19 protein-coding genes and 1 pseudogene are annotated in these 24,224 nt (G+C 50.7%); 2 read left to right on the top strand and 18 right to left on the bottom strand.

What is annotated here, in order from left to right:
• Positions 1-27: 27 nt before the first annotated feature.
• The 16 genes from Psfp_RS10995 to Psfp_RS10920 form a co-directional block, all read right to left on the bottom strand.
• Complete coding sequence (locus Psfp_RS10995) at positions 28-870, bottom strand: Pvc16 family protein (protein ID WP_134218585.1); 843 nt, start codon at positions 868-870, stop codon at positions 28-30.
• A 54-nt stretch (positions 871-924) separates the two neighbouring features.
• The gene (locus tag Psfp_RS22245) at positions 925-3,198 is read right to left on the bottom strand and encodes an ATP-binding protein (RefSeq protein ID WP_153189519.1); all 2,274 of its coding nucleotides are present in this window, start codon (positions 3,196-3,198) and stop codon (positions 925-927) included.
• A 315-nt stretch (positions 3,199-3,513) separates the two neighbouring features.
• The gene (locus tag Psfp_RS10985; RefSeq protein WP_134218619.1) at positions 3,514-4,305 is read right to left on the bottom strand and encodes an urease accessory protein UreD; all 792 of its coding nucleotides are present in this window, start codon (positions 4,303-4,305) and stop codon (positions 3,514-3,516) included.
• Between the two features lie 2 nt (positions 4,306-4,307).
• Positions 4,308-4,916 (bottom strand): urease accessory protein UreG, encoded by a 609-nt coding sequence (gene ureG / locus Psfp_RS10980; protein WP_134218583.1) that lies wholly within the window; start codon positions 4,914-4,916, stop codon positions 4,308-4,310.
• Between the two features lie 20 nt (positions 4,917-4,936).
• Positions 4,937-5,665: an urease accessory protein UreF gene (locus Psfp_RS10975; protein WP_243120591.1), complete on the bottom strand. Its 729-nt coding sequence runs from the start codon at positions 5,663-5,665 to the stop codon at positions 4,937-4,939.
• Positions 5,640-6,110: an urease accessory protein UreE gene (locus tag Psfp_RS10970; protein WP_134218582.1), complete on the bottom strand. Its 471-nt coding sequence runs from the start codon at positions 6,108-6,110 to the stop codon at positions 5,640-5,642. The genes Psfp_RS10975 and Psfp_RS10970 overlap by 26 nt, the downstream gene beginning before the upstream one ends.
• A gap of 24 nt (positions 6,111-6,134) precedes the next feature.
• The gene (ureC, locus tag Psfp_RS10965; protein ID WP_134218581.1) at positions 6,135-7,853 is read right to left on the bottom strand and encodes an urease subunit alpha; all 1,719 of its coding nucleotides are present in this window, start codon (positions 7,851-7,853) and stop codon (positions 6,135-6,137) included.
• A gap of 1 nt (position 7,854) precedes the next feature.
• The gene (ureB, locus tag Psfp_RS10960; RefSeq protein ID WP_134218580.1) at positions 7,855-8,229 is read right to left on the bottom strand and encodes an urease subunit beta; all 375 of its coding nucleotides are present in this window, start codon (positions 8,227-8,229) and stop codon (positions 7,855-7,857) included.
• 16 nt (positions 8,230-8,245) lie between these two features.
• Complete coding sequence (gene ureA / locus Psfp_RS10955; protein WP_134218579.1) at positions 8,246-8,548, bottom strand: urease subunit gamma; 303 nt, start codon at positions 8,546-8,548, stop codon at positions 8,246-8,248.
• A gap of 98 nt (positions 8,549-8,646) precedes the next feature.
• Positions 8,647-9,339 (bottom strand): urea ABC transporter ATP-binding subunit UrtE, encoded by a 693-nt coding sequence (urtE, locus tag Psfp_RS10950; protein WP_134218617.1) that lies wholly within the window; start codon positions 9,337-9,339, stop codon positions 8,647-8,649.
• Positions 9,340-9,341: 2 nt separating this feature from the next.
• A complete protein-coding gene (gene urtD / locus Psfp_RS10945; protein WP_192895374.1) occupies positions 9,342-10,088 on the bottom strand; it encodes an urea ABC transporter ATP-binding protein UrtD in 747 nt (248 codons plus the stop codon).
• A 36-nt stretch (positions 10,089-10,124) separates the two neighbouring features.
• Positions 10,125-11,249, bottom strand: a complete 1,125-nt coding sequence (urtC, locus tag Psfp_RS10940) for an urea ABC transporter permease subunit UrtC (RefSeq protein WP_134218578.1) — start codon at positions 11,247-11,249, stop codon at positions 10,125-10,127.
• A 16-nt stretch (positions 11,250-11,265) separates the two neighbouring features.
• A complete protein-coding gene (urtB, locus tag Psfp_RS10935) occupies positions 11,266-12,174 on the bottom strand; it encodes an urea ABC transporter permease subunit UrtB (RefSeq protein WP_134218577.1) in 909 nt (302 codons plus the stop codon).
• A 77-nt stretch (positions 12,175-12,251) separates the two neighbouring features.
• Positions 12,252-13,511: an urea ABC transporter substrate-binding protein gene (gene urtA / locus Psfp_RS10930; RefSeq protein ID WP_134218576.1), complete on the bottom strand. Its 1,260-nt coding sequence runs from the start codon at positions 13,509-13,511 to the stop codon at positions 12,252-12,254.
• Positions 13,512-13,823: 312 nt separating this feature from the next.
• Positions 13,824-14,867, bottom strand: coding sequence for a response regulator (locus Psfp_RS10925; RefSeq protein WP_134218575.1), 1,044 nt, complete (start codon positions 14,865-14,867; stop codon positions 13,824-13,826).
• The gene (locus Psfp_RS10920) at positions 14,860-17,580 is read right to left on the bottom strand and encodes an ATP-binding protein (RefSeq protein ID WP_134218574.1); all 2,721 of its coding nucleotides are present in this window, start codon (positions 17,578-17,580) and stop codon (positions 14,860-14,862) included. The genes Psfp_RS10925 and Psfp_RS10920 overlap by 8 nt, the downstream gene beginning before the upstream one ends.
• 265 nt (positions 17,581-17,845) lie before the next feature.
• Here Psfp_RS10920 and Psfp_RS10915 point away from each other — a divergent pair, with 265 nt between their 5' ends.
• Both Psfp_RS10915 and Psfp_RS10910 read left to right on the top strand, forming a co-directional pair.
• On the top strand, positions 17,846-18,967 hold the full coding sequence (locus Psfp_RS10915; protein ID WP_243120590.1) for a response regulator: 1,122 nt from the start codon (positions 17,846-17,848) through the stop codon (positions 18,965-18,967).
• A gap of 54 nt (positions 18,968-19,021) precedes the next feature.
• Positions 19,022-20,083, top strand: coding sequence for a DUF3231 family protein (locus Psfp_RS10910; RefSeq protein ID WP_134218572.1), 1,062 nt, complete (start codon positions 19,022-19,024; stop codon positions 20,081-20,083).
• 145 nt (positions 20,084-20,228) lie between these two features.
• Here the strand turns inward: Psfp_RS10910 and Psfp_RS10905 are convergent, their stop codons facing one another.
• Both Psfp_RS10905 and Psfp_RS21645 read right to left on the bottom strand, forming a co-directional pair.
• A complete protein-coding gene (locus Psfp_RS10905; protein WP_134218571.1) occupies positions 20,229-23,669 on the bottom strand; it encodes a dockerin type I domain-containing protein in 3,441 nt (1,146 codons plus the stop codon).
• A gap of 199 nt (positions 23,670-23,868) precedes the next feature.
• Positions 23,869-24,224 (bottom strand): annotated as a pseudogene (locus Psfp_RS21645) (metallophosphoesterase); the annotation flags it as partial.

The raw sequence follows: 24,224 nt of genomic DNA, 5'->3' as shown, positions 1-24,224 counted from the left end.
CCTTCCCCTAATCAAAAATGAACGCATTCAGCTTAAAGCGATGACATACCTGCCGTCGGGAGCGGGGACGGTCACTGGCGCCTCCGCCAACCTGGCCCCGCTTTCCGCCCTGAAGGTCCACGTGCCCCGTGTGAGCCCCGGGAACTTGTAATACCCCTCTTTGTCGGTCACCGCAACCTGCCCTTTTTCCAGAACCGTTACTTTCGCGCCGCTCACACCTGTTTCCGGGTCGCCCGCCTCAACCACCCGGCCGCCGATGTGAAACACTTCTTCCGACGTCTGCGGATAATCCTTTTGTTCGTAAGACACCGACCTGGTTGTAACCGCCGGCCCGGACGGCAGTTCCGCAAGTCCGAATCCCACCGTGACCATCAGACTGAACGACGGCTTCATCTTATTGCCCACCGCCGTCCAGAACTCTCCGGAGTTCTTCGGCCCGTCCGGATGCGCGGCAAGCAGCGGCAAGGCCGGTTCCTGGCCGGCCAAAGACCCTTCCAGAACATCCTCCGGAATGGTCTGGTAACGCAGGAGTACACTCAATATCAAACTTAAGAGGTGATGCTCTTCGAGCGCGGTGTCCACGGTCGAGGGGCTCCACGCGGTAACCAGGTAGACACAGTTTATGCGCACCGGCGGCTGCTTTATCGCCGTAGTCCCGTCTGCACGGCGCAGCAGCACCGGCTCATTGCTGCGCAGTTCCCTATTCTCATAAATATCGTAAAGGTAGAGGTTTACCGTCTGCTTTTGCGTGGAAATACCTCCGGCCCACTTCTCGTCAGGGCGGTCAAAACTGATGTCGTAACCAACAGCGGGCAGCGGTACCTTTTCCCGCAAAAGCCTGGCCAGGGTAAAATCAAGGTCTCTAAGCATAGGCCCGCCCTTCCTAAGAGAAATTTCACTGCCGTGAAAACCGTAAATCGAATGCTATATGTCCGTTTCATACCGCTTTACCAGATTGGCGTAACTGCCGAAATCTTCAATGGAAATCGTTTTGCCCAGCTTCTGGAATTCCCGCCTGGCAGCCAGAAGCAGGTGCTTCATCCCGACCACCGCTCCTTCGCCCGCAGCCAGAAAAGCCGCGTCGAAAGCGATGTTCTTAATGCTGCCGCCGGTCATTTTCAGCTGCCGGGCTAAAAACTCGAATTCCACATCCTGGGCAAGCGGCGTCTCTGCCGGGAAAATGCCCTGCCAAATCCGCAAACGATGCTCCTCGCCCGGTTGAGGGAACTCCAAAATGAAATGCAGCCGCCGGATAAAGGCCTCGTCCATGTTTTTCTGCCAGTTGGTGGCTAGTATGACCAAACCCGCATGCTCTTCCAGTTTCTGCAGCAGGTAACCGGTTTCAAGGTTGGCGTACCGATCGTGGGAATCCTTAACCTCCGTGCGTTTCCCGAACAGGGCGTCCGCCTCGTCAAAAAAAAGCACGGCGTTGCCGCTCCGGGCAGCCTCAAAAACCCTCGCCAGATGCTTCTCCGTTTCGCCCACATACTTGCTGACCACAGCAGCCAGGTTGACCCGGTAAAGGTCAAGCCCCAACTCGCAGGCAATCACTTCCGCCGCCATAGTCTTCCCTGTGCCGGACGGGCCTGAAAAAAGGGCTTTTAAACCATTACCGTCCGAAAACTTGCTTCCGAACCCCCAGTTTTCGTATACCGTGCCCCATTGCTCGACGCGGGCGATGATGTCTTTTACCTGCTCGCTCTGCCAGGCCGGCAGGACAATATCATTTAAACCAAACTTGGGGTGAATAACTGAGGCCAGACTGCCCAGCTTCTGATGGGGCAGTGCTTTTGAAGCTGCTATCAGCTCTCCCGCCGTAACCCGGCATTTTGCCGGATCAAGCTGTATCGTCTGAGAACGGGCAAGGCGCGCCACTTCCCGGATCTGCCCGCCGGAAAAAACAAATCTGCTCGCCAGGGAAAAAATGTCGGCCGCCTCCATACCGAAGCCGTTCTCCTTCAAAGCATCCTCCCAGATTTTTGCACGCTGACGGCAGCCGGGCAGTCCAAACTCCACCGTATAAAAGAGGTGGGGCTGCAGTTCTCCTGCGGGAAGCCACGGGCGTTCTCCTTCTAAAATGGTCAGCCAGGACATTTCCCGCAGGGCGCCAAATAATTCCAGCCTGCAGGTGACCGCCTTTTCATCGTCTCCCAGCAGCAGATCAAAGCGCTCAAAACAGAGCACCGCGGGCTGCAGCAGGCTCTCCCGGAAAATTAAAGCTACAGCCGTCGGCAGATCGATACTCGTGTTCAACATTGCTTTAACGTTCACGACCAGCAGGGGTACCCCCCAGGCAACGCACAGAGCCCCGGCGGCAGCCGTTTTGCCCGCCCCGCGGGGACCGTAAAAGTGGAACACCAACCCCCCTTGAAATGTACTGGAAAGAGCAGCCGGTAAACTGCACAGGAAGTTCAGCTTGTCCTCCAGCCCGGGTGAGAAGTACAACTCAGCCAGTGTTCGCTCCGGAGGAACGAACCTGGCGAAAGTACTGATCCTGCTTTCCATCCCCGGCAGACCGCATAAAAAATCAGCCACTCGTTGACTAATCCGGACAGAACGGGTGGAGAGAGGCTCATACCGATCTTCTTCAAACTCCAATAGGTGGTACTTGAAAAGGGGCGACTGGTAAGAAAAATACCGTCTTGCGGTTAACGTTTCCCCGGCGCCGGAACAGAGGAGCCGGCAGATCGTCCCCACCGTCGGCTGCTTCAGAGCCTTTTCGCCGTTGAGAAAGGATAAGACCCGGGCGTATGCCGGCTCGATTTCCGCAGCCAAGCATATCAGCAGGATTTCTGTTTCAAAGTCACTTATACCGAATACCTCGGCCAGCCGCGACAATGCCAGAACATTGCCTTCCCGGAGAGTGGCTTCTTTTCGCAGTGAAACCTGTTCGGTTAGCCTGGCCAGTGCTTCCGCGGTCTCCTGTATACCCGTTTGAACGCCGGTATCCGCCCCGGCAGGTGGTTCTGTACAGGCCGTTTTCAGACCACAGGCATGCCGGGCCTGACTGGAGAACGCTCCTTCCGGCCGGCATCCCCCGGGAAAATCCGGATCGGGCAAAGAACCGGCGGCAGGCAGTTCTGCCAATATGACCTGCAAGCGCAGTTTGATCCGGCTAAATTCATCACTTAAATACTGAATATCACTCTCATAGACTTTAGCTTCCATCAGCCCGGTCCTTTCGGATACACAGTACAAGATTGGCCATACAGGTAAATATTTGCTGCGTATTAATACGAAAAATGAAGATATGGTAAGGGGGTAGCAAATAATTTGATGTTTTTTTTACAATAAATTTAACTGGCGCGCATCATTACATGGATGCAGAAAAAGTGAGAGGATATCGCACCGGCATTTATGCGGTCGATTTGATAGCAGGTAATTTGAGTTATTGTTGTAAAATATTCCTGATCATACCAAAAATAATCACTCCCTGTCAACAGAATATTCATCAAATTGTCAAGGGACGGCAGGCACTCTGAGCATGAACCTTGCCGGCGCCCTCAAATTTTTCTATTTATAACACTCTTGCTTTAGAGCGGCAAGGGTGTTATCAAGATGATCCGCGCTGCTGCCCAGAATCCGGACAATTAAACCAAACCTGTTCGTTTTGGTTAAACCAAATTCAATATCACTGGTCTGAGCCAATATATGAAATAACCGTTCAAGCAATTGGTCATGGAAATTATCATAAAAAAATGCCAGGGTCGCTTGATGGGTATAACCCTCAAAACAACCAATTCCCTCCAAATCCCGGCAGCCCGGCAGCAGCGCTTGACGATCTAGAAAAATTAAATCGCCTTGATAATAGACCTTGTTGCAGTTTCTGTATTCCCTGAAGGCAAAGCGTTCTCCTCGCTTGACCCGCCCGCAGGCAATGATCTCCGAATACAAAAACGCCGAACCGCTTTCCAAATGGCACTCCGAAAAAGATTGAAAACTTGAACCGGCATAAGGAATGGTCGGTTGTTGGGCATAGTCTAAAAAAGCTCCCGCCGCTAAATTAAACCGGTTGACCTGACTGGCCCGGCCTTCCGGCATCCGGTGAATCCTGGTATAGGACTGGCCGTGCAGGGCAAGCCTGGCGCCGGCTCCCAACTCAAGCCTGATCCGGTAGCAATCTCCTTCCATAATACCGGCCGAAGCGCTCATCACGATCATATTCATAATACCTTTTTTTTCATCGAAAAAAGGTTTCGCTATTTTAAACGGCGCGGTAAAATAATAATCCTCCAAACAGGTCAGGCCGCTATCCATTTTAGCTTTTATATACAATTCACTGTCCCGGCCAAATTTATTAACCATCATCACAGGCCTTCCAGGAGCGCGCTCTGCTTGATCCATTTAATCACATCAGAGAGCCCTTCATTGGTGTTAAGGTTGGTGAAAAGAAATGGTTTTTCCCCTCTCATCCTTTTCGAGTCCACGGCCATCACGGTTAGATTTGCCCCCACATAAGGAGCCAGGTCTATTTTATTTATCACCAACAAATCCGACCTGGTAATACCCGGTCCGCCTTTGCGCGGAATTTTATCTCCTCCGGACACGTCAATGACATAAATTGTCGCATCGGCCAGATCGGGGCTGAAGGTTGCCGACAGGTTGTCGCCTCCGCTCTCGATAAATAGAATCTGCAGGTCCGGAAAACTCTTAAACATTTCGTCAACCGCTTCCAGATTCATGGAAGCGTCTTCACGAATCGCCGTATGCGGGCAGCCGCCGGTCTCCACGCCCATGATTCTTTCCGGCGCAAGCACGCTGTTTTTTACTAAAAATTCGGCGTCTTCCCTGGTGTAGATGTCATTGGTAATCACACCGATACTGTAGTCGGGCGCCAACAGCCTTGTCATACGCTCGATCAACGCTGTTTTGCCGGAGCCAACCGGTCCGCCGACACCAATCCTGACGAACGCCATGGACATTGCCTCCCCAATATTTACGATATATAAAGTCTTGTATACAATCTTTCATGCTGCATGGATCTCAGGTCAAAACCGGCAAAGCTAATGCCCAGGCTGCTCTCGTCCAATGCCTCCGCCTGTTCGACGACCTGCCGGAATACTGTATGGGCGCCAAACAGGATCTGCTGTCCAGCCTGTTGACTGATTGGCACCAGCTTGGCGCAGTTGTTGACAATTTGCGCAGCAGTGTTATAGCACACTGCCGATAGAGCAAGGGTTTTTTCTGCCTCCATAAGCCTGGCAGCCAGGCCGTAGACTACGCTGTAATGCCCGGCGCATTGGCCACTTTTAACCTTTTGCAGATAGGCCTTAAAAAAAGCGTGCTCTTTTAACACCGGTTCCACAATCCTCAGGAGCCGCGCTCCTAATTTCGCACTGGCCGCTCTAATTTCCCGGGGCGTTTTCGAAGCGCCGATGATTGCTTCCAAACCGCCGATCCCGTCTAAATTGGCCCGGCCGGCATGTTCCCAGGCCAGTTTAACCGCCAGCAGATCATTGTGGAGAAAACTGTTGCGAAGATAACTCTCCAGGTACCGCCGGGCGGAAGCAGCGTCATGGACAATGCCCTTTTGCACATACGTCTCCAGGCCGAAGGACTGGGTAAAACTCCCGATGGGCAACAAAGGGTCACTGAGCTGGAGCAGGCAGAAAAAAGGATTTGTCTGCACCGGCGCGCCTTTAGGAGTGTTCATGAGCATGTCCATGAGCGTGCCCCCCGGCATAACCACCCCAGAGCGTTTTTAATTTCGCAGTTTTCACATATACCGTGAAACCATATTTGCCCAGCACATTATAAAGAGGAGCGTCATAGGGGGTGAGCAATTCCCCGTCTGCCATAAATAAGGGCGCATGCCTGTTGCCAAGCTCATAACAGGCTTTGCCTATTTCAAGCATGGTATGCGGTTTCAGGGCAATACACGCACAGGGCAGGATTTCCACCAGCAGAGCCCTGTGCTGATCACGCCATAAAACATCCCCGTCACAAAGAGGCCGCCCCGCAAGATTGCGAATCCCTACCTCCAGGCCATGACGGCTTACTTTATGCAGCACTTTCTTGTCAACTTCATACCATTCCAGGGGAACATAATCACACTCCAGGTTACCAAGGTCCGGTCCATTAAGTTCGTTATCAATATATTCGATCAGCACAGGCTCACCTCTTTTTATCAAAGACTAGAACAAAAAGTACCGCTGGGCCAGGGCCAGGGCCGGCATAGGCGCACAGGTTAAATGTTCCCCGTCAACGAGCACCGCGTATGTTTCAGGGTCCACTTCAATCCCGGGGGTGGCGTCATTTAAAACCATGTCTTTTTTGAATACGTTTCTGCAGCCGGCGACAGGCACGACTTGCTTCTGCAGTTTTAATTCCGCCAGGGCGACCGATTCCAGCGCCGCCCTGGAAACAAAGGTTAGACAGGTGCTGTACTTGGCGCGGCCAAAGGCGCCGAACATGTTTCTATAAAGCACCGGCTGCGGTGTGGGTATGGAGGCGTTGGCATCCCCCATTTTGCCGGCGGCAATAAAGCCTCCCTTTATAATCAGCTCCGGCTTAACGCCGAACATCGCCGGCTTCCACAACACAACATCAGCCACCTTGCCTTTTTCCAAAGAACCCACATAACCGGCTATACCATGGGTTAAGGCAGGATTGATGGTATATTTGGCCACATACCTCCTCACCCGGAAATTGTCATTCTCCTCACTGTCTTGGGGCAGCGGGCCTCTCTGTTTTTTCATTTTGTCGGCCGTCTGCCAGGTCCTGCTAATCACTTCCCCAACTCTGCCCATGGCCTGGGAATCAGAACTCATCATGCTGAATACGCCCAAATCATGCAGAATGTCTTCGGCGGCAATGGTCTCCGGCCGGATCCTGGAGTCGGCAAAGGCAACATCCTCCGGCACCTTGCTGTCCAGGTGGTGGCAGACCATCAGCATATCCAAATGCTCGTCAATGGTGTTGACGGTAAAAGGCATGGTCGGGTTGGTGGAAGACGGCAGCACATTGGGCAGCGCGGCAATCTTGATAATATCCGGCGCATGGCCGCCGCCGGCGCCTTCGGTATGAAAGGTATGGATTACCCTTCCGGCAATCGCCCGCATGGTATCTTCAACAAAACCTGCTTCATTTAACGTATCCGTGTGGATGGCAACCTGCACGTCATACCTGTCGGCTACCTGCAAACAAGTATCTATCGCTTTGGGCGTAGTGCCCCAGTCTTCATGCAGTTTTAGCCCGATGGCTCCCGCTTCAACCTGCTCAGCCAGCGGGCCGGGAAAGGAAGCATTGCCCTTGCCGAAAAAACCAAGGTTCATGGGAAAGCTCTCGGCAGCTTCCAGCATGCGGTGAATATTAAAACTGCCGGGCGTGCAAGTCGTAGCATTGGTGCCGTCAGCCGGTCCGGTTCCTCCCCCGAGCATGGTCGTAATGCCGCTGTAAAGCGCCGTTTCAAGCTGCTGGGGACAGATGAAATGGATATGGGTGTCAATGCCTCCCGGCGTGGCGATCAGCCCTTCCCCGGCAATCACCTCGGTGGAGGCGCCAATGATTAAATCCGGCGCAACCCCATCCATGACATCAGGATTGCCCGCCTTGCCGATACCAACTATTTTGCCGTCTCTGATCCCGATATCCCCCTTCACAATTCCCCAGGAGTCAACCACTACGGCATTGGTAATCACCAAATCCAGAACACCGTCCTGTCCGGTGGCTGCCGGCGATTGCCCCATGCCGTCACGGATCGATTTGCCTCCCCCAAACTTGCATTCATCCCCGTAAACCGTCAAGTCATCCTCAATCTCAATGATCAAGTCCGTGTCAGCCAGCCTGATCCGGTCTCCCCTGGTCGGGCCGTACATGCCGGCATAATCCCGGCCCGGTATTTGATAGCTCACTTTATCCTTCAACTCCTTCAAAGCCTTGTTCTTTTGCCTTTAAAAGAGCCTTCTGAAAAACAGCTCCATCTTTGACGCTGCCGCCGGTCAGGTCATTTAAGCCATGGATGACGGCGCTGCCGCCAATGGCCACCAACTCGACGGCCCTCTCTTCACCGGGCTCAAATCTCACCGCGGTCCCGGCCGGAATGTTCAGCCTCATACCAAAGGCCTTATCCCTGGGAAAAACCAGGCACTTGTTTACCTCGAAAAAGTGATAATGGGATCCCACCTGCACCGGCCGGTCACCGGTATTGGCAACTTTGAGCACAGTTTTCTCTCTCCCGGCGTTTAACGTGATATATTCATTTTTTATGAAATATTCCCCGGGTATCATCAATCTGCCCCCTAAACTAACGGATTGGGTTATGAACGGTAACCAGCTTCGTTCCATCGGGAAAGGTCGCTTCAATTTGAATTTCATGAATCATGTCCGCTACTCCCTCCATGACATCATCCCTGGTCAGGATGCCGGCGCCCAGCCGCATCAATTCGGTAACAGTCTTACCATCCCTGGCCGCCTCGAGCAAACCGGCGCTGATCAGGGCCACCGCCTCAGGATAGTTTAGCTTCAGACCCCTGGCTCTTCTTTTCCCGGCCAGCTCGCCTGCTAAATGCAGCATTAATTTTTCTGTCTCTTTTGGTGTTAAATGCATCGGTCTCACCTCCACTACGCCGAAATCAACCGGCCACGGTTTTCCAGCCACACACCATCATTTGTGCGCATGAATTCGCACCTTTCGCATTGATCCACTTAGATTGCTATTTTTGACTGGATATTTTGCAGCTCGACATCTTTTGTGTTTCCTTCCATGACAATAAGTCCTTTATCCATCACATAAAAATAATCAGCCACTTCTAAAACAAACTCCAGGTATTGCTCCACGATCAGCATGGTAATATTGCCCTGGCCTTTCAGCTTCTTAATTACCCTGGAAATTTCCTGAATGATGGAGGGCTGGATCCCTTCCGTTGGCTCATCAAGCAAAAGCAGCCTGGGGGTTGACAGCAGTGCCCGGGCTATTGCCAGCTGCTGCTGCTGCCCGCCGCTTAAATCACCGCCTTTTCTTTTCAGCATCGTTTTCAACACCGGAAAGAGTTCGTAAATACTTTCATCTAAAGCGCCCCGCTCACCACTTCTTTCCAACCCCAACAGCAGATTCTCATAAACGCTGAGACCGGCGAAAATATCCCGGCCCTGCGGAACATAGCCGATTCCTTGCAAGGCCCTGTTGTAAGTGGGCATTTTAATCATTTCCCGGCCGTCCAGCCTGATGCTGCCCGTGGGAGTTTTGACCAGACCCATGACGCTTTTCATAAATGTTGTTTTGCCGACACCGTTTCTTCCCAGCAGACAAACAACCTGCCCTGGTTTTATACGCAAGCTGATATTTTTTAGAATAATGCTTTCGCCATAATAAGCGCTTAACCCGCTGACCTCCAACAATCTCACTCACCGCCCCGCCCCAAGCACACTTCAATTACCCGCGGGTCTTTTTGCACGGTCTCCATATCGCCTTCAACCAAAACCGCTCCTTCATGCAGAACCGTTACGGTGCCGGCAAAATCCCTGACAAATTCCATATCGTGTTCAACCACCACTACGGAACAGTCTTTGGCGATTTCCGTCAGCAGCTCGCCGGTCTTATCCGTTTCCTTTCTGCCCATGCCCGCCACAGGCTCATCCAACAGAATAATTTCGGGTCTTTGCACCAAAAGCATGCCTATCTCCAGCCACTGTTTCTCTCCATGGGACAATGCCGCCGGTTTCTCGAACCTTTTTTCATATAAACCAATGATATTGAGCACATAGTCGATGGTCTCCCGCTGTTCGGGACTCAGCCTGGAAAAAAGGGTGGAAAAAATAGTCCTTTTCTTTTCTGCGGCCAGTTCCATGTTTTCATAAACAGTAATACTGTTAAAGACCGACGGGACCTGAAATTTCCTGCCAATGCCGCATTGCACGATTTCATGTTCCGCCAGCCTGGTCATGTCACTGCGGCCTTTGAAAAGGATCGAGCCGGCAGCGGGCCTGACCCGCCCGCAGATGGCATCCAGCAAAGTTGTTTTACCGGCGCCGTTTGGCCCGATATAAAAATGGATATCCCCTTTTTTCACAGAAGTGCTGACATGGTTGACGGCTTTAAAGCCATCAAAACTGACCGTCAAGTCAATAACTTCCAAAACACTTTCCATCAAAACCACCTTCAAAAATTATTTTTATGAACTCCGCTACTCCTTTTTACATGCCGTCTCCGCAGCGCCGGCAAGCGCATCAAGGCCTCTTCCATCCGTTTTGGCGTCAAAAAGACGCGCCAGATAACTTTTTGTTTGACGAAAAAGTCCCACCAGCCCCCCGGGCATGAAAATAACCACCACAATGAAGGCCAGGCCCATAAAATACGACCAGATATCCGGAAAACTCTCGCTGACCAGACTTTTTAAGGAATTAACCAGCACCGCTCCAATGATGGCGCCGGTCAAGGCGCCACGTCCGCCGATAGCCACCCAGCTGACCATTTCAATGGAAGGGACAATGCTCATTGCCGCCGGCGAAATAATCCCCACCTGGGGAACATAGATGGCTCCCGCAAGGCCGGCCAGGCCTGCGGAAATAGCGAAAACAAACACTTTGTAAACCGTCGGGTTGTACCCCGAAAAACGGATCCTGTTTTCGCCGTCCCGAATAGCGATTAATACCCTCCCCGTACGCCTGTCGATAATAAATTTGCAAAACACATACGCCGCCAGCAGCAACAAAACAGCGATATAATAAAGGACCATCTTAGTTGCGGGAGCGAAAAGAGAAAAACCAAACATAGTTTTTAAATTGGTGATCCCGTTGGTGCCGCCGGTGAAAGCCTGTTGGCCGATGAACAGCACGACAAAGATAATCGACAGGGCCTGGGTCAGGATGCTGAAGTATACACCGCGAATGCGGTTTTTAAAGGTTAAATAGCCGATGATGGAAGCAAGCAGCGTGGGGATGAGAATTGCCATGACGATCGCAAAAGGCGCCGAAGCAAAAGGTCTCCAAAACCATGGTAATATTTCCTGCCCGCTCCAGGACATGAAATCCGGCACCTTGCCTCCACTTGCTTCCAATTTGAGATACATGGCCATACAGTAAGCTCCCAGGCCAAAAAAAACACCATGTCCGAGGCTCAGAATCCCTGTATAGCCCCAAATCAGATCGATACCCAGGGCAAGGATGGCGTAGGCCACAAATTTACCCAGCAGATTTATTCTAAAATCCGTTAAAAATAACGGCGCCAGACATAATATAATAAATATTATGGAGATGGCCGGATTGGATTGCAGTATGCGTGTTTTAATTTTTGCCGCTGTCCCGGTCAAATTGGCTCACCTCCACTTACTCATCTAAGGACCGGCTGCTGAGCGTAAAGAAACCCTGGGGCTTCCATTGCAAGAATAAGATCACCACGACAAACACCAGCACTTTGCCCAGGGAGGCATTGGTTAAAAACTCAAAAGCCGTATTGCCCACTCCAATCGCCCCGGCGCCCGCCACAGTGCCGATAATTCTGCCCACGCCGCCAAGCACTACGACCATAAAGGTATCAACGATATAATTGGTGCCCAGAGTCGGCCCGATGGAGCCGAGCAGCGTCAGGGCGCAGCCCGCGATACCGGCCAGGCCGGAGCCCATGGCAAAGGTCATGGCGTCAATTTTGCGCGTATTAATACCGAGGCTTTCCGCCATGGCCCGGTTTTGCATCACTGCCCGGATCCTGCGTCCACCGGTTGTCTTATAGAGAAAATAATAGACTCCGGATATGCACAGGGCCGTCAGCAGCATGATAAACAGCCTTTTATACGGCAGCTGCAAATTGGCCATCAGCAGGAATCCCCCATCAAGCCAGGCGGGACTTTTGACATCAACATTGGGGGCGCCAAAAATACTTCTGGCCAGCTGCTGTAAGATCAGGCTTACCCCCCAGGTGGCCAGCAAACTGTCCAGCGGCCGCCCGTACAGGTGCCTGATCACGGTAATTTCCATCAAATAACCGACAAACGCCGTAATCACAAAGGCAGCGGGTAAAGCAAACAGAAAATAGCTGTTAAAAAAACTCTTATCTACAGAGGACATAAAGATATTTTGGGTTACAAAGGTTACATAAGCGCCGAGCATGATCAACTCGCCATGGGCCATATTAATCACTTTCATTAGGCCGAAGGTGATGGCCAGGCCCAAAGCGGCAAGCATCAAAATAGAGCTGACGCTGATCCCGTTGAATATTTGCAGAACATATACTTGCATAACCCAATCACGCTCCGATTTTTTTGCCCGGGCGGGATGTTTGACGGCACCCCGCTCAGGCAAAGTTGCCTTGCCGGTTAATTGCTCAAGTCCTTGGCCCATTCATAGGATTTCAGGTACGGATCCGGTTTTACAGCCTCCCCGGTGCTCCAGATCTCCTGAATCAAGCCATCTGCCTGCACCTCACCAATCCTGACCGGTTTCCACAGATGCTGGTTCTCTCCCTCAATCCTGACCAGCCCCTCGGGGGCTTTAAACTCAAGCCCTTTGGCGGCTTCTTTGACCTTGTCCACATCAGTGGAGCCTGCTTTTTCCACTGCCGAGGCCCAGAGATAAACTCCGACATAGGCGGCTTCAATGGGATCGTCGGTAACACGATCGGCGCCGTATTTTTCCTTGTATTTTTTGACAAACTCTTTGTTTTCAGGAGTGTCGGTGGTCTGATAATAATTCCAGGAAACCAGGTGCCCCTTGATGTTGTCGGCGCCGATGCCGCGAATTTCTTCTTCCGCCACACTCACCGAGAGCGTAGTCAGGTCGTCCGTAGTGATCCCGGCGTCCTTTAACTGTTTGAAGAAAGCCACGTTGCTGTCACCATTCAAGGTGTTAAAGACAACGTCCGGTTTCGTGGACTTAATTTTGTTAATCACAGTGCTGTAGTCCGTATGCCCCAGGGGGGTATATTCTTCTGCGATCAGTTCCCCGCCCATAGCGTTAAGCTGCGCCTTGATGATTTTGTTGGCTGTTCTCGGGAAGACATAGTCTGAGCCAAGGAGAAAGAACTTTTTGCCTTTGTTTTGCAGCAGCCATTCAACAGCCGGTACGATTTGCTCGTTGGGGGCGGCTCCGGTGTAGAAAATGTTAGGGGAAGCTTCCATCCCCTCGTATTGGACCGGATACCATAAAAGCCCGTTGTTCTGTTCAAAGACCGGCAGCACCGCCTTGCGGCTGGCGGAAGTCCAACAGCCAAATACCGTTGCCACACGGTCATTTTGCAAAAGCTTCTTGGCTTTCTCCGCAAATGTCGGCCAATCGGAAGCCCCGTCTTCGACGACCGGCTCGATCTTTTTGCCCAAAACACCGCCGGCGGCATTGATTTCATCGATGGCCATTATTTCAGCATCCTTCACGGATACTTCACTGATGGCCATGGTGCCGCTTAATGAGTGCAAAATACCGACCTTGACGGTATCACCTGAATCTGACGATGAAGCGGCCCCATTGGAATCTCCTGTTTTCGCGCCCCCGCACCCGGTCAAAAGCATCGACCCGGCAAGCAGTACGGCAACTATTCCGGCGATACCTCTTCCAAATTTTTTCTTATCGTTTATCTTCATTCCCAAATCCTCCTTTTTTCTTCAATGCAAGCGCAGATTTACCAACAACGTTTCATGGCCATGAACGCGATATGGTTGTGATGACTGTGCGCCTCAAACAACGCCAAAAGGCGCCATAAAATCCACATTCGGCACCGAATGCACATTTTATAGCGCCACAGCTATACGCGGATGACTTATCCGGGTCATCCTGTATCAGTATAGTCATCTCTTAACAGTATCTTATACTGAAGCCGGATAAAATTAAACGTCACAAAACAGCAATTTTACCCCACAAAACGGTACTGATTAAAACCCATTCATTTGTCGATATCACAGGATCTTTTTAAATTCGGCAGGCGTGTACCCGGTATATTTCTTAAACAGCCGGCTGAAATAATCCGGCTTGCTGTATCCCAGCTTCTCACTTACCTCATAGTTTTTGAAGGCACCGGAGCGAATGAGGTGTTTGGCATGTTCCATTTTGATTTTTGTTACGTACTCGTTGAAGTTATAGCCGGTCTTCCGCTTAAACAGCTTGCCGATATAATCTTTGCTAAAGTGTACCTCAACAGCAATCATTTTCAGCGTAATATCCTGTTCAACATGATTCACAACATAAGCGCATGTTCTTCTGATTATACTGCCGGGTTGATGCAATTCATATTTCTTGATTATTTCCAGCAGGGCGTTCAGACAAACCTGGAATTTTTGCTTCAGCTCGGAAATCGATTGCGCTTGCGTCAGATCATATGCCAGCATATCGTCCTCAATCTTTTCCAGCCAGGGATTGGCGGCATAGATTTTTTCTCTTAGATTGGCCAGCATTGTGTTCAGTAAAATACCCGTTTTATAGAGGTTGTTTTCAAGCATTTCCGCTGTTTCAACAAAAATACTTTCCAGCAGTCCATGATCCGGGTCACTGCCGGATAACAGGCAGGCTGCAAGTTTCCTTTCACTTTCCCGGAAATAATACAGTTTTTTGGTTCTCTGTAAATATTCTTTATCCAGATATGCTTTTACCCTTGCTAAAGTTTCGCCAAGGGAATGATCATCAAAAGGCTTGACCATATAGTCAAATACGCCCAAGCGGATTCCCTGTTTGGCGTATTCAAAATTGCTGTGGGTGCTGAGAAATATAACGCAAGCCTGCTTTTTCATGCTTTTCAGCTCTTGCAGAAATTCAATGCCGTTCAAGCCCGGCATTTCTATATCCGTAATAATCAAGTCAAAGGGAAAGGCTTTTAATTTTCTCAATGCCTCTTTGCCGTCAGCGGCTTCGTCTTTGATGATAAAACCATGGGCTTCCCACTTCTTAAACCGCTTCAGCAGGTATCTTGTTGATTTATCGTCATCAATAATCAACACCTTATACATGTTTCATCCCCCCTTCGTCCCGGTCCATCCTCAAAGTGAGCGCCTGCAGATAGGTTGTAGCCTCGTTGAAATTATAGGAAGAAATTTTTTTATCTAACGCAAGATAATCCCGTTCTGCCAGGCTTTGCTTAAGCTTAGCAGAGCAAGCTTGAAACAAATCCTTCGCATCTGCGTCACTATCCTGCAGCAAGGCCAGTAATTGCAAAAGAAACGCATGCATATCACCAAGTTCAATCTTATTTTCTTCCTCATCTTCAATACAAAGCATATTGTCCAACTGAGTAGCCGCATATACACACAATTCTTCCAGAGCTGTCTTAAAATCTTGCAGTGCTTGTTCCAGCCGCCTGTGATCATTGTCTTGTATTGCTTTTTCCAGATCTATACTGGCATCTCTCAAGGCTGTTGCCCCGATGTTGTTGGCAATGCCTTTGATGGTATGGACCAGCATTCCAGCTTCGCCCAAATTGTTTGCGGCTAAAAGATAGACAAGCTTATTGGCGTCATCCTTATGATTACTGATAAACTGGCGGAGTATCTCTCTGTATTTGATCTCATTGCCGCCCAATCTCTGAACGCCTTTTTCCCAATCAAGACAAAACCGGCCATCCATCACTTTCCCGGTTCCTGGAGCTCCCGCTAATCCCTCACTAATAACTTCGATCTCAAAATATTTTTGCAAGACAGCAATGAGCTTTAAAGGATTTAGAGGTTTCGTCAAATACTCGTTCATACCCGATCCTTTAGCTTTTTCCGCCACGCCTTCCACCGCATCCGCCGATAAAGCGATAATGGGCAGCTTCTCAGCGCCGGGCAAAGCCCTGATGCGGCGTGTTGTTTCATATCCGTCCATCTCCGGCATGCGAATATCGATTAGAATTGCATCGAAAAACTTCTCTTCAACTTTTTGTAAAGCCACAAAACCGCTTTCAGCCGTATCGGCAGCAAAACCCAATTGCTCAAGAATCTCTTTAGTCATTTGCAGGTTAATAAGATTGTCTTCAACAAGCAAAATTTTCTTACCGCCGAATATTCTTATGAACTTTTGCGTTTCGCCCTGATTTTGCTCCACCGGAATACTCTCCGCAATTGCAAAATTAACTCTAAAGCTGAAGGTCGACCCTTTCCCTATTTCACTTTCCACAGAAATATTGCCGCCCATAAGCTCAACCATCCTTTTGCAAATAGCCAATCCTAAACCGGTGCCGCCATATTTTCTTGATGTTGAGGCATCTCCCTGGGTAAAAGCCTCGAAAAGCCGCTCTTTCTGTTCTGCGGGTATACCAATTCCAGTATCCCTTACGCTGAAACGCAAACCAACCCGGTCTTTATTTTTCTCCAGTAATTCCACCAGAATATCTATGCTTCCCGCATGGGTAAACTTTACGCTGTTGGCCAGCAGGTTTAAGATCACCTGTTTGAGCCGCACCGGATCTCCTTTGATGTACCGGGGAACCTCAGGCTTGATCGTTAAATTAAGTTTAAGCCCCTTGCGCTGGGCTTCAAAACCAACCATGCCGCAAAGGTCGTCTAAAACACCAAACAGATCCAGATCGACCAGCTCAAGCGTTATCCTGCGGGCTTCGATTTTGGAAAAGTCCAGAATTTCATTGATAATGCCCAGTAAATTTTTTGCCGCCAGATTGATAGTATCGGCGTATTCCTTTTGTTTGGGCTGTAAATCGGTACTTTCCAACAAGTATGTATAGCCCGTAATGGTATTGAGCGGTGTTCTGATTTCATGGCTCATGTTGGCCAAAAATTCACTTTTGGCATTGTTGGCGCGCTCAGCCTCATCCTTGGCCGCCTTCATCGTTTCTTCCGCCTGTCTCCGTTTAACAAGTTCCTCCTGAAACGAGCCGTATAAATCATTGAACGTTTTTGCCAGCAGCCTGAGTTCATACGAGCCTTCGGGCAGCAGCCGGAAGCCGGTATTGTTGAATGAAATATCGTGCAATAATTCCGTATAATTCTTGATTGGAATGTTTATTTGGGTGAAAAGAATTCTAATCAGCAATGCCACGGCGCCGATAATAATACCGGCGAGGATCAATTGCAAAATTGCCGCTCTTCTCGTGCCTTCCCGGGCAACTTCCAGTTCGGCGTCCAAACGTGCGTTCATCACGTTTTGAAATCTGTCGATGGGACCCATGATGCTTTTTTTGTCTTCGTCATATTGGGCGTCAAACATAATGTCACGGGCTTTGGAAAACTTTTCTTCCCGGGTCAGCCGTTTTTCTTCATCACTCAAATCATAGCTGGCAACCTCAAAAACCATGTCGGCTTCAGCTTCCCCCAGACCTTCTAAAACCAACCGCATGGAATGCCTCTCTGTTTTCACCAGGTCGTCGGAATGCTTTTTCGCCTCCGCCAACAGCGCCTTTTCCTCAGGCGGTGAATTAAGCTCCTCGAGGCGTGATATAACGTTGTCTCTTGTTTTGGTGATATTAATTTCTTCCCAGTATCTATTTAAATGGGTGATATCTTTGGTTACGGCATATTTTCTTGCTTCCTCCGTCAAATAATCGGACGCGTCCGCCAGATCCATGCCCAGCTGTTTGAATTCCGTCCTTCTCTTTTCGGCGGCATTGTAAGCGTTGATGCTGGAATTCATATACAAAATACTGCCTCCCAGCAGCGTTGCGATGAGAAAAAATATTCCCAGGATAAGGGCGCTGATTGTCGATTGTTTGATGCTTATCTTTGTGTTCATATCTGACTACCCTCAATAACAAATTATCAAGGCAAATAAAAAAAGGCAAAGAAGCAGGTTTGCAACTTTGCATACGACAGCTTCTTTGCCTTAACCTATATTGTAAACCACAATTACGGCGTTTGGCAATCGCCATAAGTATTTCATTGAACTATTTTACATGCAGACCGGCTTGCCGGTGTTATGAAAAAAGATTGTTTTTTACAAGATCGTTCGTTTAATATTTAATCATCATGAGAGTGGATTATAGAGGGAGATGATACTCTTGGGCGCTGTCCGCAAGAATAATCAATTCGAAATATTGCTGGTGGAAGATACCCCGGAACATATTGAAACAGTTGTGGCAGTATTGCACGATAACGATTATAAAATAAGAATCGCCAAAAATTGGAGTGCCGCCCTGACACTGTTAAGCAAGCACCAGCCGGATTTGATCCTGCTGGATATTTACATGCCCGAAATGGATGGCTTTGAGCTGTGTAAAACCATTAAAAGCAACCGTGCCTTCAGCAGTATCCCCATCATCTTTTTAACTGCCAGGGACGATGAAGAAAGTATCCGGAAAGGATTTGAACTGGGAGCACAAGACTACGTGGTTAAGCCCTTCCACGGCTCCGAACTGCAGGCCCGGGTAAAAACCCATCTTAAACTGAAGCAGCAAACTGAATCGCTCCAGGAAGCCAACCGCGAACTGGACAGTTTTTGCTATACTGTAGCCCACAATCTAAAGTCCCCGCTGTTGTCAATCAATAAGCTTCTTGAATATCTGATTGCAGATTACCGCGATAGATTGGATGGTGAAGGCCAGGAGCTGGCTGCTATTATTCAGGAAAAATCTGTAGAAGTCATCTCTGTGATTGATCATCTGCTGGAGTTTTCAAAGATGTGTGAAATGCCGATGCAAAATGAAGTCATACAGCTGGAGCAATTATTTCTTGACGTTTACAATGAACTCATTCAGCTGCAAGGTCAGAGAAAAGTACAATTAAAGCTCAAGCCCCTGCCAGATGTAACCGGTGATCCTGTAATGATGAAGATACTTGTTGCAAATATACTATCCAATTCCTTAAAGTATACCCGTGACAGGGAAATTGCCGCCATCGAAGTCAGCTTCAGTGAAACCGAAAATGAATACGTCTTTGCAGTGAACGATAATGGAGTGGGCTTCGATATGCGTTATTCCTCCCGGCTTTTCGGAGTATTCCAAAGACTCCATTCACAAAACGAGTTTGAAGGTTCAGGCGTGGGTCTCGCTATATGCCAGAAAATAATCAAGCGGCATAATGGTCAAACATGGCTGATTGGCGAAGTTGACAAAGGCGCTACTTTTTATTTTAGTTTTCCCAGGCAAAATGAGATAAAGGGGGAAAAGGACGTCAAGCGCTGAATATCTAAAAGCAGATAGGGAAAGATAACATTACTATTCAATCCGGAGGGTTATATGATGAAAGGAACCTATTATGATCCCGGTAAAATGGAGTCGAGAGCCATCGATATAGTTGACAACGTCCCTTTAAATGCTACAGAACTCGCCGCACTTTGGAATACGTATATGCATTATACGATGTTTGTCTGTATCTTTAAACACTTCAGCCAGACAGCTGAGGATAATGAAGTAAGGATGATAATGGAGGACGCTGTTAATATATGCAGTAAGAGAGTAGACAGGGTTACTGAACTCTTTAATAATGAAAACCTGCCCATACCATTGGGTTTTACCGATAATGACGTGAATCTGAACGCTCCCCGGCTTTTTACGGATCCTTATTACCTCTATTATATGGTTAACGCGAATAAAATCGCGATCGGGATAAACGGGTTGTCTTTCGTAACTTCCGGGCGCGCTGATATTCGTGATTTCTATGATCATTGTATCAATTCAAGCATCCACCTATATAACAATACGGTTAACGTCCTATTATCAAAAGGCATGTATATCAGGCCGCCTATCATAACCACTGCAAAAGAAGTCGATTATGTAAAGAAACAAAATTTCTTAGGCGGGTTCCTGGGTGAGCGAAGGAGTCTTCTAGCCCAGGAAATATCGGCGCTTTTTTATGGCATTATCACCAATAACATCGGCAAAAGGTTATTAATGGGATTCAGACAGACGGCCAGATCCGGCCAGGTACGAAAATTTATGGACCGGGGAGTAAACCTGTCAAGTAGTTTTATAGATACTTTCAGCTCATCTCTAACCCGTGAAGACGTGCCCGATCCAGTGCAGTGGGATTTCATGGTTACGGATTCAACAACCCCGGTTTTTTCAGATAAGTTTATGATGTATCATACCACACTGATTATTTCCGCCGGTATATTAAACTACGCCGCATCAATGGCAACAAGCCCGCGGCATGACTTAGCGGGCCATTACACAAAAGCTCTGGCTGAAGTGGCCAATTATCTTGAAGACGGTATCAATATCCTTATTGACAACGGCTGGTATGAAGAGCCGCCCAGAACTGTAGATCGTAGGGAACTGGTAAACGAGCCAAAACATTAGAAAATTAAAAGCCGATGAAGTTTCAAAGAAAAGCCGCCCGTTGGCGGCTTAATCATTTCACTTGGAAGAATTAGCAGGTGTAAGTCTTTGCAAATGATATCGTTCTTTCTCCATAACTCCTCCACATCCTCCCTATGTTGTTAGATTACCCAATTGTATCTAAGGCAGCAATAATGTTCGCTACATAACGCCTCAGCTTCGTAATGTCCTGAGAATTCACGGCCCCGTCATTATTGACATCGGCGGCCGGTAATTGGTCCTCCGAAAGCAAACTCAGATTGGCAACATGCTTTCGCAAAAGAACAACGTCTTGAGAATTAATACTTCCGTCTCCGTTGATATCACCGTAAACGACGGGCTCTCCGGGATCTTCCATGGCTGTCAGGGTAACGAAAATTTCCGTATCGCCGTTGGGAAACACAGAGCCGCTGTAGGGTTCATAGCCCTCCGCTTCCACGGAATAGCTGTATAGATCACCGGCGATGAGGGGATAGCCGCCGCTGCTTTCTGGCGCGACCGCGGCGCCGGCGGCATCTTTTACGGTGACAACGGCGGCAGCTACGTTGACGTTAAAAGTAACAATACAGGTGGGCTGCGGCAGTCCTGCCTGCCAGCGCAGGACGGGATAGCCGCCGTTGACGGACTCCGCCCCGTCGTCGTCAGCATAAGAAGCGCCTAAGGTAACGGACAGTTCTTGCAACGCGGCCGCCGTTTTACCTTCGGCCCCGCCCGGTATGTCCGCCCCGGCGATGCCGCCCGGGGCGGAGCCTGTGAGATAATAGCTGTTGGCGATGTCGACATCACCATATATTGTATTAGTGAGATATCCCACAACGCCGCCCGCATGAGTACCTGTAATTTGGGTGGAAACAGCGCCGGTGCTGTAACAGTTTTTTACGATAAAATAGTAGAGGTTTTCTTTATTCACACGGCCGACGATGCCGCCCGCGTTGGTATCCATGGCGCCCTTATTGGTAACGGCGCCAGTGTTATAGCAATCGATCACAACACCCGGCTCCGTCCTTGAACCGTTCCTCATGCAGCCTGCAATGCCGCCGATACCTATACCGCTATTGGCGGTGGCGGTGATATCTCCGGAATTGAAGCATTTGGAAACCACGTCGCCACCACCCATGAAGGCAATGATGCCGCCGCCGGTTGCGCAACCGGTCAGATCACCGGTGTTGCAGCATTTGGTGATCTGGAGATTATCATCAGTAGAGAATTGGGCGATGCCGGCGACAGTCTGGCCGGACAGATCGGCTTCATTGCGGCAGTTGGAGATCGTCGTGCTGTAGGGATCGCCGCCGTACCTCGTACCGCATGCGGCAACAATGCCGGCAACGCCCTCCCAGAGAGTAAGGCATTCGTGTTTGTTGACACAATCGGTGATTGTGCCGTAGAATAGCCCGGCGATACCGGCGGCATAGCGCAGGCCGCCGACGGAGCCGTTATTTTGGCAGGAGGCAACGGTGCAATTCTCGCCGTTGCCGACGATGCCGCCGCAATAATCGCCTCCGACGCGTTGGCTGCCCCCGGCACTTTTATAGACGGCGTAGACCGTGGCTCTATTATCACAGCCGGTGATCGTGGAATTCACCGCACGGCCGGCGACACCGCCCAAGTATTCATAGCCGGTGATATAGCCGTTGGCCACGGAGATATTTTTCAGCGTAGCGCCGGAAACATAGCCGAACAAGCCTTGGTAATTCTTGTCCACATCGCCGAGCAGCAGGCCGGAGATGGCGTTTTTGCCCCCGTCGAAGGCACCGGAAAAGGCTGTACCGATGGAGGTTGCATTGTCATACCGGCCGATGGTTGTCCATTCACGTTCGGAGAGATTCACGGGCTCCGTCAGCGTCACGGTTTTGCCGCTGAAATCGTCGGTTCCGGCGTTGACGAGGGCGGCCAGGCCGGCCAGCTCCGCCGCCGTGCCGATTTCAAAGGACGTGGCGGCGGGGTTGGCGGTATACCAGCCTGTATCCGCCGCATCGCTCCACTGATCTTCCGGGATGACCACTTCGTCGCTGCTGTAGTCCGGTTCCACAACCTCGATGGGATTCAACTCCTGGCCATTCACGGAAACCGTATGGGCGCCCAGGGTAAGGTAGAGGTAGATATGGCTGTCGGCATTGGTTTTCGTCCAGTTGGCCATGGTCGATTCCTGATTCGTCGTGTATTCGTAATCGTGCAGCCCCCCGGTGTAATAAGGCGCTCCGTCCACGGTCACGTCGTATTCGCCGTTGGCGTCGGCCTCAATACCGGAAACGTCCAGCATATAGCGGTAAACCGGGTCGCCGCCCGGCAGGGCGTTTACTTTGGTCGCGGTGATGGGGCTGTCGCAGACCTGCTCCTCGGTCAGGCCCCAGTCGTAGGCGGCGTTCTGGTTGACAAAGACCTTCAGGGAGCCGCCGCTGATGATCAGATTGCCGCAGTTGGCATCCTCCGCAGCCAGTTCCACGGCGCCGGCGCCGATGGCGGAACCCGTCCAGTCCACATAAATCGCCAGGGTGCCGCCGGTCATGTAGACGTTGCCGCCGGCGGACATGCTGCTGCCGCCGATAGCCGCGCCCCGGGCGTTGGCCTCAATATATATCCTGCCGCCGGAAATGATGATGTCGCCAATCTGCGCCTCTTTGGCTTCGTCGCCGCAGGTGTCGTTGCCGATTACGGCGCCGGTTTTGCTGCCCTTGATAAACAAATTGCCGCCGGCAAAGTTGATCCTGCCGTTCGCCTCATGGATGTCGCCGCCGATGCCGGCTCCCGCCGTGTATTTGTATAAATACATGGTCCCGTCGGCGTCAGCGCCGTCGATGGTCAGCTCGGTATCGGGACCGACGTGAAGCACGGCTTTGGCGTTGTACACCATGCCCTCCAGCACGTTCACGCCGGCTACCAGCAGCCTGTTGCCGGAGCCGGAGAAGTTGAGCAGGTTAATTTCGTCTGTGTTGCTCACGTACAGATCCCGGATCGTCAGCGTCACGCCTTCGCCGCAGTCGACGGACAGCTCCCTGTTGGGCTCGTTCGCCGTGCCGCTGCCCACCAGCGTCACGGTCAGCCCGGAATTGATCGTGATCGTACCCGTCGCGCCGGCGGCGACGTTGTAAGTGCCGTCCGCGCTAATGGTGTCGCCGCCGGCAACTGTAGCGCCGTCGGTGCTGATAGCCACCGGGACCAATTCGGGGGTTTCGTTTATGATGTCTGCAAATTGGGCGGTCACAACGACGTCCGCTGCCGGAAGGGCGAAGCTGTACACGCCCCCGGCGACGCTAATCGCCGTGTAGGCGCTGCCGCTGTCCGCGGTGTATTTCAGGCTGTCCGCCACCAGTTGCTTGCCGCTGTCCGGCGTCACGGTGACAGTGACTGTGTCGCCCTGGACGCCTCTATGCGGGTTCACCGCAATGCTGCCGCCGGTTACGGCGCTGTCCACCGTGACCTCGTAGGTCGCCTCCGTGACTGTGACCTCCGCGCCCCCGGCGCGGCCCGCCGGACCCTCCGTCGCCAGAGCGCTGGTGGGGAGCATGGCGCAAAACATGGCCAAAATCATCAGGCACGCCAGCAACCGGCTGCGCTTTTTGCTGTCCATCCTTTTACTCCTTTCCTTTGTTTTTCCTGTTTTTATTACCTTTTTTTATTATCTTAATGAAAATTTAAATAGGAAAAGGGCATTGACAACTCAGCGCCTTTTTCGCAACGATCAACGATGCCCCTTGGGACGAACGGGAAAGACCGCGAAATGAGGCGTGGGGAAGATCCCCGCGCCCCATCCTTCTCTACCGCGGCCTCTACTGCAACAGGATCGGGTTATGGTCCACGTCGTTGGTCAAGTCGTCCATAATGAATACTTTGACGATGTCCCCAACCTGGACGTTGAACCCGGCCTGGGCCCGGTCAACGAGGTCAAAATCCGCTTTGGTGACGTTGAGGCTCAACTGGAGGCCGCCGCGCAGATGGGTAAAGACCACGGCTTCTTGCCCTGCATGGGCTGTGACCGGGTTGATCTGGGCGCCAAAATATTTCAGGCCGCTGACGCCGGTTCTGACGGTCATGGTACTGATCCCGCCTGTCTCTCCCACTTCATACACCGATACATCTTGCACAGGCATAACCGTATATTTGGGGTTCTCTGTAGTGGCGGGGG

The sequence above is a fragment of the Pelotomaculum sp. FP genome (assembly GCF_004369245.1).
Taxonomy (GTDB): Bacteria; Bacillota; Desulfotomaculia; order Desulfotomaculales; family Pelotomaculaceae; genus Pelotomaculum_C; species Pelotomaculum_C schinkii.
Note: the sequence above shows the minus strand (reverse complement) of the source record. Positions and strands in the feature narration are given on the sequence as shown.